Consider the following 15,309-nt stretch of genomic DNA (forward strand, 5'->3'; position numbering starts at 1 on the left):
CTGCGATTGTAATCGATTTCGGCCTTCCCGATCTGCCGCCACCCTGTTTTCAGCGGGTGCTTAGCGCCATGCCGAAACGCTCGAACCGTGGCATCCAGTCGTGCTGGTAGTCGGCAGAGACCAGGACGCGTTCAGCGCGGCCAAGCAGCTTGGCGCGCGGCACCAGGCCGATCACGCGCGAATCGGCGCTGTTGTTGCGGTTATCGCCGAGCATCTGGTACTGGCCAGGCGGTATGCGCAGCGGCGCGATGTCACGCAGCGCGGGTACGCCAGGGAGCAGTTGCACGCGCTGGTGCGCGCCGCCCACGGATTCGCTGAGCCGGACGGCGTCGACCTCGCGCCCGCCGGCCAGCTCGCGTGCGGTCCCGTCCAACGCGTAGTCGGCCCCTTCCCCGTTGATGCTCAAGCGGTCATCGCGCATCTCGACCAGATCGCCCGGCAGCGCCAGCACCCGCTTGATCAGGCGCTTGCTGTCACGCGGCGAATAGAACACGACCACGTCGCCGCGGACGGGATCGCCGAGGTGCGCCACTTGCCGTTCAGTCAGTGGTATCTTGAGGTCGTATGCCAGCCGGTTGATGAGCACCACGTCGCCCTCGAGCAGATTGGGCCGCATCGACCCGGATGGAATCGGCCTCCAGTCGGCGACCGCGGTGCGAAAGACGCCGAACAGCAGCAGGAACAGCAGAAAACCCTTGTTGGCGCGGATGAGTTTGGTCACGGACGGCTCCTGATGGCGTGGATGAAGTCATCGATGGTAAATGTCGATCAACGGTCAATGCTTAGCCTTTCGTTAACGACGCAATCCTGACAGCAGTGTCACCACGCTGTCATATTCGACAACTAGACTGATTGCGGGACGACTACGACCGCAGACCATGGATATGAAAAAAAAGGCCACCGAGGCTGACTTGAAACAATTCTCTGACGGCAGCGCTTACTTGAACCGCGAGCTGTCGCTGCTCGAATTCAACCGCCGCGTGCTGGCACAGGCGGAAGACCCCACCGTACCGCTGCTCGAACGCCTGCGCTTTCTGTGCATCGTCGCGAGCAACCTGGACGAATTCTTCGAAGTGCGCGTGGCCAGCCTGCTCGCCACCTACCAGATCGACCGCAACGACAGCGAACTGCCCGAGACCCTGGCCGCCGACCTCGAACGCGCCAGCGTCGAATGCCGCCACCTGATCGCACGCCAGTACGCGCTGTTCAACCACGAAATCCTGCCGCAACTGTCCGACCAGGGCATCCACCTCCTGCACCGCAGCGAGCGCAATCCGGCGCAGCGCGCCTGGGTCAAACAGTACTTCGACCGCGAAGTGCGCCCGCTCCTGACACCCATTGGCCTGGACCCGGCGCACCCGTTCCCGCGCGTGATCAACAAGAGCCTGAACTTCATCGTTGAACTGAGTGGCAAGGATGCGTTCGGGCGTGGCTCGGGCATCGCCATCATGAAGGCGCCGCGCGTGCTGCCGCGCGTGATCCGCCTGCCGGACGACCTGTCGGACAAGCCGGGCAGCTCGTACTGCCTGCTGTCGTCGGTGATTCAGTCGCACATGGCCGACCTGTTCACGGGCCGCGAAGTCGTCTCCTATTCTCAGTTCCGCGTCACGCGCAACAGCGACCTGTGGGTCGACGAAGAGGAAGTGAAAAACCTGCGCCAGGCGCTGCAAAGCGAGCTGCATGGCCGCCAGTACGGCTTTGCGGTACGCCTCGAAGTGGGCCGTTCATGCCCCGCGCACCTGGCCGACTTCTTGCTCAACCAGTTCGACATCGACCGCAGCCGCCTGTTCACGGTGGACGGCCCCGTGAACCTGGGGCGCCTGCTCGAAATCGTCAACCTGCACGACCAGCCGGACCTCAAGTTCCCGTCGTATGTGTCGGGCTATCCGGGCAAGCTGTCCGGTGCCGACATGTTCGCCGCGCTGAGGAAGCAAGACGCGCTGCTGCACCACCCGTTCGAATCGTTCCAGCCGGTGATCAACTTCATCCAGTGCGCGGCGGCCGATCCGAACGTGGTGGCGATCAAGCAGACCATCTACCGGGCGGGCAGCAATTCCGAACTCGTCGAAGCCTTGATCACGGCTGCCGAACGGGGCAAGGAAGTCACCGTCATCGTCGAACTGATGGCGCGTTTCGACGAAGAAGCCAACATCAATTGGGCCGAAAAGCTCGAGAAGGCCGGCGCCCAGGTCGTGTATGGCGTTGTGGGGCTGAAGACGCACGCCAAGATGGCACTGGTGCTGCGCCGCGAACCGAGTGGCCTGCGCCGTTACGCGCACCTCGGCACCGGCAACTACAACCCCACCACGGCCCGGTTCTATACCGACTTCGGCCTGCTCACGTCCGACGACGACCTGACCTCCGATGTGAATGAAGTGTTCATCCACCTGACCAGCATGACGCGGCCCAAGCAGCTGGCCAGCATCTGGCTGGCGCCGTTCTCGCTGCACAAGGAAATCGTGCGCGCGATCCGCAACGAGACCGAACTGGCGAAACAGGGCAAGCCCGGGCGCATCATCGCCAAGATGAATTCCCTGACCGACGAATCGGTGATCAAGGCGCTGTACGACGCGTCATGCGCCGGTGTGAAGATCGACCTGATCATCCGCGGCGCCTGCGCGCTGCGCCCCGGTGTCGAAGGCCTGTCCGAGAACATCAAGGTGCGCTCGATCGTCGGGCGCTTTCTGGAGCACACGCGGATCTATTACTTCCGCAACGACCTGAAACACGACACGTACCTGAGCAGCGCCGACTGGATGAACCGCAACCTGTTCCGGCGGGTCGAAGTGGCATTCCCGATCCGCGCGCCGCTGCTCAAGCGCCGCATCATGCGCGAAGGCCTGCTGCCCTACCTGAAAGACAACGTGAATGCCTGGGAACTGGGCAGCGATGGCCGCTATCGCCGTCGCCGGCCGCGCGGCAAACAGGTTGGCTTCAGCGCGCAGCAGGCGCTGATGGACATGCTTGGCGCCGAAAGCGCCCCCAACAAGGAAATCGACAATGGAACTGATCCTCTGGCGCCACGCTGAAGCCGAACCGGGCACGCCTGACCTGCCCGACGAACTGCGCGCGCTGACGCCGAAAGGCCAGCGCCACGCCGCCCGCATGGGTGCGTGGCTGGAGCGCACGCTGCCGCACGAATGCCGCATCCTGGTCAGTCCCGCGACGCGCTGCGTGCAGACGGCCGATGCGCTGGGGCGGCGCTACAAGGTGGTCGAGGCATTGAGCACGGCGTCGAGCGCGGAAGCGATCATCGAGGCCTGCGGCTGGCCGGCGCACCGCCAGCCGGTGCTGGTCGTGGGTCACCAGCCGCTGCTGGGTGACGTGGCCTCGCTCGTGCTGTGCGGGCAGAAGCAGGACTGGCGCATCCGCAAGGGCGGCGTGTTCTGGATCGAGCACAAGGCCAGCGACGGTCTGCCGTATATCCGGCTCGTGGCCGGGCCGGACGTGATCGGCAAGCTGCGTTAAGCCTGGCGCACCTGGAACGGCACGCCGACCTCTCCCCAGGCCTGCACTTCTTTCTCGAGCCATGGCGCGAGCGTCGGGTGCTTGCGCATCAGCTCCGCCGGCAGATCGAGGTCGATACGTGAGCGCATGCGCAGGCGCAGGCCGGCGATGTCGTCGTCGGCGCGTGCGTGCATCAGCACGATCGCAAGGCGCAGTGCCAGCACGGCCTTGGCCAGGTCGGCCTCCACCAGCGTTTCGCGGATCTTGCGCAGATTGCCCTTCTGGCCCAGCACGAGCGTGGACAGCATGCGCTGCTCGCGTGTCGTAAAGCCCCCCAGATCGGCGTGTTCGACGATGTAGGCGCCATGCTTGTGCGCGCCGCTCATCGAGATCGCCAGGCCGATTTCGTGCAGCATCGCGGCCCAGGCCAGATACGGCCGGTGCGTCTCGCCCTGCGGCTGCAGGCGTTCGAACAGCTGCGTCGCGATGCCCACGGTGCGCAGCGCGCGCCCGCTGTCGACGCGGAAGCGCCCCATGCAGGCGCGGATCGCGGCGTCGCGCCGGTCGCGCCGGTTCGCGCGCAATTCGAGATCGGACAGCACGCCCAGGCGCAGGCCCGCGTTGATGGCCGTAAGCCGCTCGACCTTCAGTTCTTGCATCGCACCGATCAGCACCGTCAGGCCGCCAACCATCACGGGCACGCGCTCGCGCTTGACGCCCGGTAGCACGGACGCATCCACGTGGCCCAGGTCGAGCAGGATCGCGCGCAGCGCCTGCAGGCTGTGTTGCGAGACCGTGCCGTCGCCGATGGCGTTGCGCGCGATGACTTCGGAAATCGCCCGCATCGTGCCCGACGAGCCGTAGGCGGTGTCCCAGCCCTTGGCGTGGTACAGCGACGCGGCGTCTTCAAAGCGCGCGCGCGCGGCAGTGACGGCGGCGTCGAAGTTGTGCGCGGTGATGCGGCCATCCGGGAAATACGCCAGCGTCTGCGGCTGGGTGCCGATCCCGAAGGATTCCACCAACCCGATGTCGCCCCCGGTGCCGGCGATGACTTCGGTCGAGCCGCCGCCGATGTCGATCACCAGGCGCCGTTCGTCGTGGCGCTCGATCGCGCGCGCCACGCCCATGTAGATCAGGCGCCCTTCTTCTTCGCCCGAGATGATGTCGATCGGGTGCCCGATCGCGTTCTCGGCCAGCGGCAGCAGCAGGTCGGCGTTCTTCGCCACGCGCATCGTGTTGGTGGCAACCACGCGCATGGCGTCGAGCTGGTATTCGTCGAGGATCTTGCGGAACTCTTGCAGGCAGTGGATCGCGGTGCGCATTGCCGCTTCGCTGAGCATATTGTCGGCATCGAGACCGGCCGCCAGGCGGATCGGATTGCGCGCGGTGCGCACGATGTGGATGCGGCCACCGGCCGGCTCGCCGATGTGAAGGCGGAAGCTGTTGGACCCGAGGTCGACTGCTGCAAACATGAGGCCCTTTCGATGATGACCGGATGCCCGGGCGGGCAAGGCGCCGCGCCAGGTATCTTCATGGGACCGAGTATACAGCCTGGGCCGGTGTGCGCCTAGAGCGCGCTGCGCGCTGCCGGCGTACGGCGCATGCCGAACCAGAAGCCCAGCAGGCACGGGATGCCGAGGGCGATGGCCGAGACAGCGTCCCAGATGCCGTCGCCCAGCAGCGCCGAGATCAGGCCGATCGTGGTGAGGATGCCGAGCACGATCGGCGCGCCCCAGATCTGTGATGGTGTGCGGATCATGAGCGTTCTCCGGTGAGTGTCGTTGCAGGTAGCGGGTGCGCGTGCGCCGCGACCTTGGTGGTCGCGTTGCCCGTCTTGCCGCGCTTGAGCCACAGGTACAGGCCCGTGCCCAGCAGGATGATGGTGGCGATGTCGAGCAGCGCCCACAGCAGCTTCATCGCCTGCCCGCCGTAGTCACCGAAGTGCAGCGGCTGCGACACCAGCAGGGCTTTCAGATACCAAGGCAGTACCGGGGCATCGGTCAGCTTGCCCGTGTTCGCATCGACCAGCACCGGGCGATACATGCGCGAGCTGAACGCCTCGTTGCCGTTCATGTAGATGCCATAGTGATGCTCGCTGCTGAAATCGGTGCCCGGGAAGGCGACGAAGGCCACGCGCATGCCCGGCAGCGCCGCCTTGGCCGTTTCGATCGCATCGTGCACCGACGCGGTGTGCGGCAGCGGCTTCTTGCCTTCGTACTGCTTGAGGATCTGCGCCAGCTCGTTCTTCTGGTAGTACTTGTACATCAGGTCGGCCCAGGTATTGATCATCCCGGTGCCGCCGACGACGAACAGCCAGACCAGCGTGACGATGCCCAGCATATTGTGCATGTCGAGCCACTTCAGGCGCGCGCTGCGTTCCTTGCGCACGGTGCCGAAATCGAGCTTGCGCATGAACGGCGCATACAGCACGACGCCGCTGACGATGGCCACCAGCAGCAGCAGGGCCATGAAGCCCAGGAACAGCATTCCGGGCAGGCCCATGAACAGGTCGACGTGCAGCGCCAGCATCGTCGACATGAAGACGCCGCCCTCAAAAGCTGGCTCGGTGATCACTTCCGTCGTGCGTGCATCGACCGCGATCGGCTTGTAGTTGGGGTCGTGCATGTGGTCGGCCAGCGTGACGTTCCAGATCTCGGGCACGTCGGCTTCCTGCGAGATGAACATCGGCGTCTTGGTCGGGTACAGCTCTTTCGCCGACGCGATCACGGCGTCGACATTCCCCTGGGGCATAGGGCTGGACAGCACGGGCGGCTCGACCTCGGTGCCCAGCAGGTGGCCGATTTCGTGGTGGTAGATCAGCGGCAGACCGGTCAGGCACAGCAGCAGCATGAAGATGGTGCAGATCAGGCTGCTCCACTTGTGGATCCAGCCCCAGCGGCGCAGGGAGACGGGTGACATGATGGTTGCGCGTGCCTATGGCAAAAATCGTTGAGTCCAGAATAATAATCGTTCTCATTTACATTTGCAAGGCGCGAGGATAGAATGCGCGCTACCCTATTCACCCAGACTGCATCACATGAACACTCGCCGTTTCGCCCTGACCCCGGCCGCATTCGCCGCCGCCCTCCTCGTTGCAGGTACCGCATTCGCCCAGGACGGCGCGCCGGCCATGGTCGACGGCGCCGTCCCGACCGTCGTCATCAGCGCGTCGGCCGACGCATCGGCCCAGGGCCTGCCGGCCGCCTACGCCGGCGGCCAGGTCGCGCGCGGCGGCCGTCTGGGCCTGCTGGGCAACGTCGACATCATGGACACGCCGTTCAACAGCACCAACTACACGCATGCGCTGATCCAGGACCAGCAGGCACGCAGCGTGGCCGACGTCGTCCAGAACGATCCGTCGGTGCGCGTGGCGCGCGGCTTCGGCAACTACCAGGAGCTGTACATGATCCGCGGCTTCGCGGTCGGCTCGGACGACACCGCGTACAACGGCCTGTATGGCCTGCTGCCGCGCCAGTTCGTCGCGACCGAACTGGTCGAACGCGTCGAAGTGCTGCGCGGCGCCCACAGCTTCATCAACGGTGCGGCGCCCGCTGGCGGCAGCATCGGCGGCTCGATCAACCTGCTGCCCAAGCGCGCCCCGAACCAGGACCTGAGCGAAGTCACGCTGGGCGTCGAGACGGGCGGCCAGGGTTACGGCGCCATCGACCTGGGTCGCCGCTTCGGGCCGGAAGGCCGCGCCGGCGTGCGCGTGAACGTCGCGCACCGCAAGGGCGACACTGCGGTCGACCGTGAAGGCCGTGAACTGAGCGTGTATTCGCTGGGCGTTGATTACCGCGGCCGTGGCTTCCGCTTGTCGGCCGACATCGGCGCGCAGGACCACGAACTGACCAATGCACGCCCGAGCGTGACGCTGGGCGCGACCACCCCGATGATTGCCGCGCCGGAAGCTGACCGCAACTTCGCGCAGCCATGGACCATCTCGGAAGAACGCCACACCTTCGGCACCGTGCGCGCCGAAGCCGACCTGGCCGGTGGCGCCGTCGCCTGGGCCGCGCTGGGCGCGCGCAGCGGTCAGGAGTACAACATCCTGGCGTCGATCACCGTCAACAACGCCAATGGCGACGGCACCATGAGCCGCTTCGACAATATCCGCAAGGACCAGGTGCGCACCGGTGAAGTGGGCGTGCGCGGCGCGCTGCGCACCGGCTTCATCAAGCACATGCTCAGCGCCTCGGCCTCGGGCTTCCACAGCGAGTCGCGCAACGCCTATGGCATCAGCGACTTCGCCGGCTTTGCCTCGAACGTGTACACGCCGCGTGACGTGGCCCCGCCATCGTCGGCGTTCTTCACCGGCGGCGACATGGCCAATCCGCGCGTGACGTCCAAGGCGATCCTGTCGAGCCTGGCAATCGCCGACACGCTGTCAATGCTGGACGACACGGTGCTGGTCAACCTGGGCCTGCGCCACCAGCGCCTCAAGGACTACGGCTACGACTACGGCACCGGCCTGGAAAACTCGGCCTACGAGGCCAGCGAGAACACGCCGTTCGCCGCCGTCGTCTACAAGCTGCGCAAGGACCTGTCGGTGTATGCCAACTACAGCGAAGGCTTGCAGCGCGGCGCCGTTGCCTCGGGCACGGACATCATCAATCAGGGCCAGGTCTTCGCACCGTACGTCTCGCGCCAGCGCGAAGCGGGCGTCAAGTACGACAGCGGCCGTTACGGCTTGACCGCTGCCGTGTTCTCGACCAGCCAGCCGAGCGGCTATGTGCAGAACCGCGTGTTCGGCGTGTTCGGCGAGCAGCGCAACCGCGGCCTGGAGCTGTCGGTGTTCGGCAATCCGGTGCGCGGCCTGCGCGTGCTGGGCGGCCTGACGCTGATCGACGCCGAACAGCGCGTCACGGCCGGCGGCATCAACCAGGGCAAGGACGCGATCGGCGTACCAGAAACGCAGCTGAACATCGGCGCCGACTGGGACGTGCCGGGCGTGCAGGGCCTGGCACTGAATGCCCGCACCGTCTACACGGCGACCCAGTACGCCGATGGCGCCAACACGCAGAAGCTGCCGTCGTGGACCCGCGTCGACCTGGGCGCAACCTACCGCACGACCTTCATGGACCGTGACCTGACGCTGCGCGCCCGTGTCGACAACGTCGCCGACAAGAACTACTGGGCCTCGGCCGGTGGCTATCCCGGTTCGGGCTACCTGGTGCTGGCGGCGCCGCGCACCGTGGCGGTGTCGGCAACCGTCGGCTTCTAAAGCACGTTCATCGCTGCGCCTTGACGATCTGCAGGGCGCTGGCGATGGCGGTACTGATGTCGCCCATGTTCGCGGGCACGATCAGCGTGTTGTTGGTCTTGGCCAGGTTGGCAAAGGCATCCACGTAATGCTCGGCCACGCGCAGGCTGACGGCGTCCATCCCGCCCGGTGACTGGATCGCATCACCCACCTGGCGCAGCGCCGATGCGCTGGCTTCGGCCAGCGCGACAATCGCCGTCGCCTCGCCCATCGCGCGGTTGATGGCGGCCTGCTTCTCTCCTTCCGAGCGCGCGATCGACGCCTCGCGTTCACCACTGGCGATATTGATCTGCTCCTGGCGCCGGCCTTCCGACGCCGCGATCAGCGCGCGCTTTTCGCGTTCGGCCGTAATCTGGGCCTGCATCGCATGCAGGATCTCGGCTGGCGGGGTCAGGTCCTTGATCTCGTAGCGCAGCACCTTCACGCCCCAGTTGGCGGCCGATTCATCAATGGCGTTGACGATGTGGGTGTTGATATGGTCACGCTCTTCAAACGTTTTATCGAGTTCCATCTTGCCGATCACCGAGCGCAGCGTGGTCTGGGCCAGTTGCGTGATCGCCTGCAGATAGTTCGATGAGCCGTACGACGCGCGCATCGCATCGGTCACCTGAAAGTACAGGATGCCGTCGACCTGCAACTGCGTGTTGTCGCGCGTGATGCAGACCTGTGGCGGCACGTCGAGCGGGATTTCCTTGAGGCTGTGCTTGTAGGCGACGCGGTCGACGAACGGCACCACGATGTTCAGGCCCGGCGCCAGCGTGGCGTGGTATTTGCCAAGGCGCTCGACGACCCAGGCGTTCTGCTGAGGCACGACGTTGATGGTCTTGAAGACGAAGACCAGCGCGACGACGAAAATGATCAGTGCGACGATGCTGAGGGTCGATTCCATGGGGTTCCCTTTGAGTTTGGTGTAGATCCGGATTGGCTGAAACGGGGCTTGCCTACTGGCGCGCCACGATCAGGCGATTGCCCTGTACTTCGACGATTTCGTGCTCGCCCGGCTGCGCGTCCTGGCCGGTCTGCAGTTCGACGTCCCACAACGCGCCGCGGTACATCACGCGTGCGCGCCCGCCATGCCACTGTGGCACGCTGACGCGCTGGCCGATGTCGAGGTTGATGCTCGGGTCATTCGCCGCCGGGCGCCGGCCGCTGCGGGCAAAGCGCGTGCGGCGCAGGACCAGCGTGGCCGCGATCCCGATCGCCGCCGCGACCAGCGTTTGCAGTGCGCCGCTTGCGCCCAGCCAGGCGGCCAGGGCGCCGGAGACAAGGCCTAGTGCAATCATCAACAGGTAGAACGTGCCGATGAACAGTTCGGCCACGATGAGTAGCCCGGCCCCGATCAGCCAGTAGGTCCAGTCGGCCATGGTGTGTCTCCTTTTTATTGTGGTGAAAAAAAACCCCCGCTACCCGGAATGGATAGCGGGGGCCTTGCGAGCACTGTGTGCCCGCCTTGCTTACATCTTCGCCAGCTTCTGCCAGGTGTCGATGACCGAGTCAGGATTGAGCGACATCGACTCGATGCCCTCTTCCACCAGCCACTGCGCGAAATCAGGATTGTCCGAAGGACCCTGGCCGCAGATGCCGATGTACTTGCCCTTGGCGCGGCAGGCCTTGATTGCCAGCGACAGCAGCGCCTTGACGGCCGGATCGCGCTCGTCGAAGTCCTTGGCCAGCAGCTCCATGCCCGAATCGCGGTCCAGGCCCAGCGTGAGCTGGGTCAGGTCGTTCGAACCGATCGAGAAGCCGTCGAAGAACTCGAGGAACTGCTCGGCCAGGATAGCGTTGGATGGCACTTCGCACATCATGATCAGGCGCAGGCCGTTCTCGCCGCGCACCAGGCCATTCTTGGCCAGCAGGTTCACGACTGCCTCGGCCTGGCCGAGCGTACGCACGAACGGGATCATCAGCTCGACGTTGGTCAGGCCCATCTCGTTACGCACGCGCTTCATGGCCGTGCACTCCATCGCGAACGATTCGGCGAAATCATCGGCCAGATAACGCGCCGCGCCGCGGAAGCCCAGCATCGGGTTTTCTTCGTCCGGCTCGTAACGCGAACCGCCGATCAGCTTCTTGTACTCGTTCGACTTGAAGTCGGACAGGCGCACGATGACCGGCTTTGGCCAGAACGCGGCAGCGATTGTTGAGACGCCTTCGACCAGCTTGTCGACGTAGAACGCGCGTGGCGATGCATGGCCACGGGCGACCGATTCGACGGCTTTTTTCAGGTCGGCATCGATGTTCGGGTACTCGAGGATCGCCTTCGGGTGCACGCCGATGTTGTTGTTGATGATGAACTCGACGCGCGCCAGGCCCACGCCGCTGTTCGGCACCGACTGGAAGTCGAAGGCCAGCTGCGGGTTGCCGACGTTGAGCATGATCTTGGTCTTGATCGGTGGCAGTTCGCCACGCGCGACTTCGGTCACTTCGGTTTCGAGCAGGCCGTCGTAGATCATGCCTTCGTCGCCTTCGGCGCACGAGACGGTGACCAGGGTGCCGTCCTTGAGGACGTCGGTCGCATCGCCGCAACCGACGACGGCCGGCACGCCCAGCTCACGCGCGATGATCGCCGCGTGGCAGGTACGGCCACCGCGGTTGGTGACGATCGCTGCGGCGCGCTTCATGACCGGTTCCCAGTTCGGATCGGTCATGTCGGCCACCAGCACGTCGCCCGGCTGGACGCGGTCCATTTCGGACGGGTCGGTGATCACGCGCACGCGGCCGGCGCCGATCTTCTGACCGATCGCGCGGCCGTGGGTCAGCACGGTGCCGGTGCCCTTCAGGTGGAAGCGCTGCTGCGCGTCGGTCGACTTCTGCTGCGACTTGACGGTCTCGGGACGCGCCTGCAGGATGTACAGCTTGCCGTCGCGGCCATCCTTGCCCCACTCGATGTCCATCGGACGGCCGTAGTGGTTTTCGATGATGACGGCGTACTTGGCCAGTTCGATGATTTCTTCTTCGACCAGCGAGTAGCGGTTGCGCATTTCGATCGGCACGTCGACGGTCTTGACCGAGCGGCCGGCCTTGGCTTCGGCGGTGAATTCCATCTTGATCAGCTTGGAGCCGATATTGCGGCGGATGACGGCCGACTTGCCCATTTCGAGCATCGGCTTGTGGACATAGAATTCGTCCGGGTTCACGGCGCCCTGCACGACGGTCTCGCCCAGGCCGTAGCTCGACGTGATGAAGACCACGTCCTTGAAGCCCGATTCGGTGTCGATGGTGAACATGACGCCGGCCGCGCCGGTGTCCGAGCGCACCATGCGCTGCACGCCGGCCGACAGCGCGACTTCGGCGTGGGTGAAGCCCTTGTGCACGCGGTACGAGATCGCGCGGTCGTTGTACAGCGACGCGAAGACGTGCTTCATCGCCTCGAGCACGTTGTCGATGCCGACGACGTTCAGGAACGACTCCTGCTGGCCGGCGAACGACGCATCCGGCAAATCTTCGGCGGTGGCAGACGAACGCACGGCGAACGAGACTTCGGTTTCCGAGTCGGCAAACAGGCGCTCGTAGAAGTTGCGGATCTCTTGTTCGAGGCGCGGCTGGAATGGCGTGGCGACGATCCATTCACGGATCTCGGCGCCGGCGACGGCCAGCGAGCGCACGTCGTCGATATCGAGGTTATCCAGGCGGCGCGCAATGCGCTCGCCCAGCGACGCGCCGCCGTCGATGCTGTGATCGAGGAAGTCGCGGAAGGCATCGGCTGTGGTGGCAAAACCGGTTGGCACGCGCACGCCGGCGCCGGCCAGTTGGCTGATCATTTCGCCGAGGGACGCGTTCTTGCCGCCGACCGACTCGACGTCGGTCATGCGCAGGTCTTCGAACGAAGCGACGTAGACGCGGTCGGCCTGTCCCGGTTGGATCGCTGCAGTAGCTGGATTGGTCATGATAAAAAACACCTTACTTGATGATGGAAACCTGTTGGTGCATCGGTGCAGGGCGGGGCGCGATTCGCGTATTCTTGTTATTCTGGCCCGCGTGCAGCACAATGCAAAATCCGTTGCCGAGCATTCTACCCCGCGAAACGGGGATGTGCAGCGCACTTTACATGCAACTCTGTCAGCAAAGCTTAACAAACCGACCATGATCGACGATCCCCAGTCCCTGCCCGCACTGGCGCCGGCCCCCTCCCGCACCGTGTTCTTCGTGTCCGACGGCACCGGCATCACCGCAGAGACGTTCGGTCACGCGGTCCTGAGCCAGTTCGAGATGCGCTTCCGGCAGATTCGCCTGCCCTTCATCGACTCCATCGAAAAAGCGCACGACGCCGCGCGCCGCATCAACGACAGCTTCGCGCTGCATGGCCAGCGCCCGATCGTGTTCTCCACCCTGGTCAAGCACGACCTGTCGAGCGTGATCCGCTCGGCCAAGGGCATGCACATGGACCTGTTCCAGACTTTCGTCGCCCCGCTCGAACAAGAACTGGACGTCAAGTCGACGCACACGATCGGCCGCATCCACAACGCGGTCGACAGTGAAGAGTACAAGAACCGCATCGAGGCCATCAACTTCTCGCTCGCGCACGATGATGGCCAGTCGCACAAGAACCTGGCCGATGCCGATGTGATTCTGGTAGGTGTGTCGCGGTCTGGGAAAACGCCAACGAGCCTGTACCTGGCGATGCAATACGGCCTGAAAGCCGCCAACTACCCGTTGATTCCGGACGACTTCGAACGCGGCCGCCTGCCCAGCAACCTGCCGCCGTACAAGGCCAAGCTGTTCGGCCTGACGATCACGCCGGAACGCCTCTCGCAAATCCGCAACGAACGCCGCGCCGGCAGTAAATACGCGTCCATCGAAAACTGCCGCTACGAAGTCAACGAAGCCGAACTCCTGATGCGCCGCGAAGGCATCCGCTGGCTCTCGTCAACGACAAAATCCATCGAAGAAATCGCGACAACAATCCTGCAAGAAATCGCCCCAGACCGCCGCGAATACTGAACAATTAGGGTCAGAGTCGAATTGTTTGACAACTTTTTAAAATAAGGCGACCTCAATTAGATGAGGTCGCTTTTTTATTGAGAAATTGCTCAATAATTCGACTCTGACCCTAATTGTGGATTAATTGATTAGTGGCCAGGAATCGGGCTGCGAGGCTTTTTTAACACCCCCGCGAGATCGCTCGCCGCTGGAATCCACGCCCCGTCACCGAGAAATAGCAACGACAGTCATTCAGGCAAGTTAATCAGAACTCTCAGACAATAAATAATGAGGATCAGAGTCGAATTGTTTGACAACTTTTCAGAATCAAGCACTTTCAATAAGATGAGACTGCTTACCCAAAGATAAATTGCTCAATAATTCTACTCTGACCCTCATTATTCAAGGCCGGCGAAAAGGAAATTGCCCAACAATTCTACTCTGACCCTAATTGTTGGGCTATTGGGTGGGGGCTAGAAGTATTGGCGCCAGTCGCTCAGCCAGGCTGGGAATGCGGTGGCGGGCATGGGGTTGGCGATGTGGTAGCCCTGCGCGTAGGTGCAGCCGAGGGCTTGCAGAAAATCCCAGTCGCGACGGGTTTCGACGCCGACGGCGACCGATTTGCGGTCCAGGCTATGCGCCAGGCTCAGGCAGGAGCGCAGCAGCGTGCTCAACGGCAGGCGGCGCGAGGCGCCGTCGACGAAGCTGCGGTCGATCTTCAGTTCGGTGAACGGAATGCGCGCCAGCAGCTGCAGGTTCGAGCGGCCGGTGCCGTAGTCGTCGATGGCCAGGCCGAAGCCCATCATCCGTAGCCGGACCAGGCGCTCGATGAAGTCGGGGTCCGTGTTCAGCACAGACGATTCCGAGATTTCGAACGTCACGTCGGTAGCAGCGACCCCGTGGCGCTCCAGACACGCCGACATCTGGCGCACGAATGCGGGATGGGCCAGCGTCTCGGACGCGATGTTCAGCGAGATCGGGATCGCGATGTCCTGGTCCTGCAGCCAGCGCCGGCGCTCGACCGACAATTCGATCATGCTCCAGTCGAGAAAGTCGATGCGGCCGCTCTCGCCCAGCGCATCGACGAACGAGGCTGGCCCCAGCACACCGTGCTCCGGATGATTCCAGCGCGCGAAGACTTCGAGGCCCTTCACCTGCCCCGTCGCCAGTTCGATCTTCGGCTGGAAGTACGGCTCGAACTGGCGCTTCTGCAGGCCGATGCCCACCTGCTGGAACGTGAAGCGCGGTTCGGCTGGCGTCTGTGCGACGCGCGGCAGCGGCGTGTAATTGTCCAGCACGGGCTTGAGCGTCACCGCGGTGACCGGCCGGGCGATGGCGCCAAGCAGCTCGATGCCGAAGGCTTCGGCCAGCGTTTCCACGGAAAACAGCAGGTCGGCCGGCTGCGCGCCCGTCACGATCAGGCGCGCGGCGCACTTGATCTCGCCCAGGCGCCGCAGCAGCATCAAGCCGTCCATGCCGGGCAAGTCGAGGTCGATGATTGCGACGTTGACGGGGGGCGTGGCCCCGGCGTCCAGTGCCTGCAGCGCAGCCGTGCCGTCGGCGACGTCGGTGACCTGGCCGGCACCGAGTTGCCCCAGCAAGGCGACCAGCGCCCGGCGCTCGGAAAGGTCGGCTTGCGCCACCAGAAAATGCAAATGCGCGATGTCCATCGTTACTCCACG

At 64.3% G+C, this 15,309-nt stretch carries 12 protein-coding genes; 4 read left to right on the top strand and 8 right to left on the bottom strand.

Annotation, left to right across the window (positions count from 1 at the left end; all coding sequences use genetic code 11):
• Window positions 1-49: 49 nt before the first annotated feature.
• Window positions 50-721, bottom strand: a complete 672-nt coding sequence (gene lepB, locus AC56LN_RS13420; RefSeq protein ID WP_499572391.1) for a signal peptidase I — start codon at window positions 719-721, stop codon at window positions 50-52.
• A gap of 157 nt (window positions 722-878) precedes the next feature.
• Between lepB and ppk1 the strand changes: the two genes are divergently transcribed.
• Both ppk1 and AC56LN_RS13430 read left to right on the top strand, forming a co-directional pair.
• Window positions 879-3,029 carry a polyphosphate kinase 1 gene (ppk1, locus tag AC56LN_RS13425; RefSeq protein ID WP_482899035.1) on the top strand — a complete coding sequence of 717 codons (2,151 nt, stop codon included), beginning with the start codon at window positions 879-881 and terminating at the stop codon, window positions 3,027-3,029.
• Window positions 3,001-3,468 carry a SixA phosphatase family protein gene (locus AC56LN_RS13430; RefSeq protein ID WP_499572393.1) on the top strand — a complete coding sequence of 156 codons (468 nt, stop codon included), beginning with the start codon at window positions 3,001-3,003 and terminating at the stop codon, window positions 3,466-3,468. Before ppk1 ends, AC56LN_RS13430 begins: the two co-directional genes overlap by 29 nt.
• Here AC56LN_RS13430 and AC56LN_RS13435 read toward each other — a convergent pair.
• The 3 genes from AC56LN_RS13435 to AC56LN_RS13445 all read right to left on the bottom strand — a co-directional run bounded on the left by AC56LN_RS13435 (window position 3,465) and on the right by AC56LN_RS13445 (window position 6,366).
• Entirely contained in the window at window positions 3,465-4,919 is a 1,455-nt protein-coding gene (locus AC56LN_RS13435) for a Ppx/GppA phosphatase family protein (protein ID WP_499572395.1), read from the bottom strand. The genes AC56LN_RS13430 and AC56LN_RS13435 overlap by 4 nt on opposite strands.
• A gap of 95 nt (window positions 4,920-5,014) precedes the next feature.
• Entirely contained in the window at window positions 5,015-5,206 is a 192-nt protein-coding gene (locus tag AC56LN_RS13440) for a hypothetical protein (RefSeq protein WP_482899038.1), read from the bottom strand.
• Complete coding sequence (locus AC56LN_RS13445; protein ID WP_499572397.1) at window positions 5,203-6,366, bottom strand: PepSY-associated TM helix domain-containing protein; 1,164 nt, start codon at window positions 6,364-6,366, stop codon at window positions 5,203-5,205. Before AC56LN_RS13445 ends, AC56LN_RS13440 begins: the two co-directional genes overlap by 4 nt.
• 118 nt (window positions 6,367-6,484) lie before the next feature.
• Here AC56LN_RS13445 and AC56LN_RS13450 point away from each other — a divergent pair, with 118 nt between their 5' ends.
• Window positions 6,485-8,668, top strand: a complete 2,184-nt coding sequence (locus tag AC56LN_RS13450; RefSeq protein WP_499572399.1) for a TonB-dependent receptor — start codon at window positions 6,485-6,487, stop codon at window positions 8,666-8,668.
• Between the two features lie 7 nt (window positions 8,669-8,675).
• On the opposite strand, the gene AC56LN_RS13455 is transcribed toward AC56LN_RS13450, so the two are convergent.
• The 3 genes from AC56LN_RS13455 to ppsA all read right to left on the bottom strand — a co-directional run bounded on the left by AC56LN_RS13455 (window position 8,676) and on the right by ppsA (window position 12,594).
• A complete protein-coding gene (locus tag AC56LN_RS13455; protein ID WP_499572401.1) occupies window positions 8,676-9,596 on the bottom strand; it encodes an SPFH domain-containing protein in 921 nt (306 codons plus the stop codon).
• A gap of 52 nt (window positions 9,597-9,648) precedes the next feature.
• On the bottom strand, window positions 9,649-10,071 hold the full coding sequence (locus AC56LN_RS13460; protein WP_499572402.1) for an NfeD family protein: 423 nt from the start codon (window positions 10,069-10,071) through the stop codon (window positions 9,649-9,651).
• Between the two features lie 90 nt (window positions 10,072-10,161).
• On the bottom strand, window positions 10,162-12,594 hold the full coding sequence (gene ppsA, locus AC56LN_RS13465) for a phosphoenolpyruvate synthase (RefSeq protein WP_499572403.1): 2,433 nt from the start codon (window positions 12,592-12,594) through the stop codon (window positions 10,162-10,164).
• A 196-nt stretch (window positions 12,595-12,790) separates the two neighbouring features.
• Between ppsA and ppsR the strand changes: the two genes are divergently transcribed.
• Window positions 12,791-13,648, top strand: coding sequence for a posphoenolpyruvate synthetase regulatory kinase/phosphorylase PpsR (gene ppsR, locus AC56LN_RS13470; protein WP_183552950.1), 858 nt, complete (start codon window positions 12,791-12,793; stop codon window positions 13,646-13,648).
• Window positions 13,649-14,100: 452 nt separating this feature from the next.
• On the opposite strand, the gene AC56LN_RS13475 is transcribed toward ppsR, so the two are convergent.
• On the bottom strand, window positions 14,101-15,297 hold the full coding sequence (locus AC56LN_RS13475; RefSeq protein ID WP_499572405.1) for an EAL domain-containing response regulator: 1,197 nt from the start codon (window positions 15,295-15,297) through the stop codon (window positions 14,101-14,103).
• Window positions 15,298-15,309 lie beyond the last annotated feature (12 nt).

The organism is Telluria sp. ZT3P26 (genome assembly GCF_059686035.1).

Excerpts from the sequence above, each read along its gene's own strand:
- AC56LN_RS13460 (WP_499572402.1), bottom strand. The coding sequence starts at position 10,071 with ATGGCCGACTGGACCTACTGGCTGATCGGGGCCGGGCTACTCATCGTG.
- AC56LN_RS13475 (WP_499572405.1), bottom strand. The coding sequence starts at position 15,297 with ATGGACATCGCGCATTTGCATTTTCTGGTGGCGCAAGCCGACCTTTCC.
- ppsR (WP_183552950.1), top strand. The coding sequence starts at position 12,791 with ATGATCGACGATCCCCAGTCCCTGCCCGCACTGGCGCCGGCCCCCTCC.
- AC56LN_RS13430 (WP_499572393.1), top strand. The coding sequence starts at position 3,001 with ATGGAACTGATCCTCTGGCGCCACGCTGAAGCCGAACCGGGCACGCCT.
- AC56LN_RS13435 (WP_499572395.1), bottom strand. The coding sequence starts at position 4,919 with ATGTTTGCAGCAGTCGACCTCGGGTCCAACAGCTTCCGCCTTCACATC.
- ppk1 (WP_482899035.1), top strand. The coding sequence starts at position 879 with ATGGATATGAAAAAAAAGGCCACCGAGGCTGACTTGAAACAATTCTCT.
- AC56LN_RS13450 (WP_499572399.1), top strand. The coding sequence starts at position 6,485 with ATGAACACTCGCCGTTTCGCCCTGACCCCGGCCGCATTCGCCGCCGCC.
- AC56LN_RS13455 (WP_499572401.1), bottom strand. The coding sequence starts at position 9,596 with ATGGAATCGACCCTCAGCATCGTCGCACTGATCATTTTCGTCGTCGCG.
- AC56LN_RS13440 (WP_482899038.1), bottom strand. The coding sequence starts at position 5,206 with ATGATCCGCACACCATCACAGATCTGGGGCGCGCCGATCGTGCTCGGC.
- ppsA (WP_499572403.1), bottom strand. The coding sequence starts at position 12,594 with ATGACCAATCCAGCTACTGCAGCGATCCAACCGGGACAGGCCGACCGC.
- AC56LN_RS13445 (WP_499572397.1), bottom strand. The coding sequence starts at position 6,366 with ATGTCACCCGTCTCCCTGCGCCGCTGGGGCTGGATCCACAAGTGGAGC.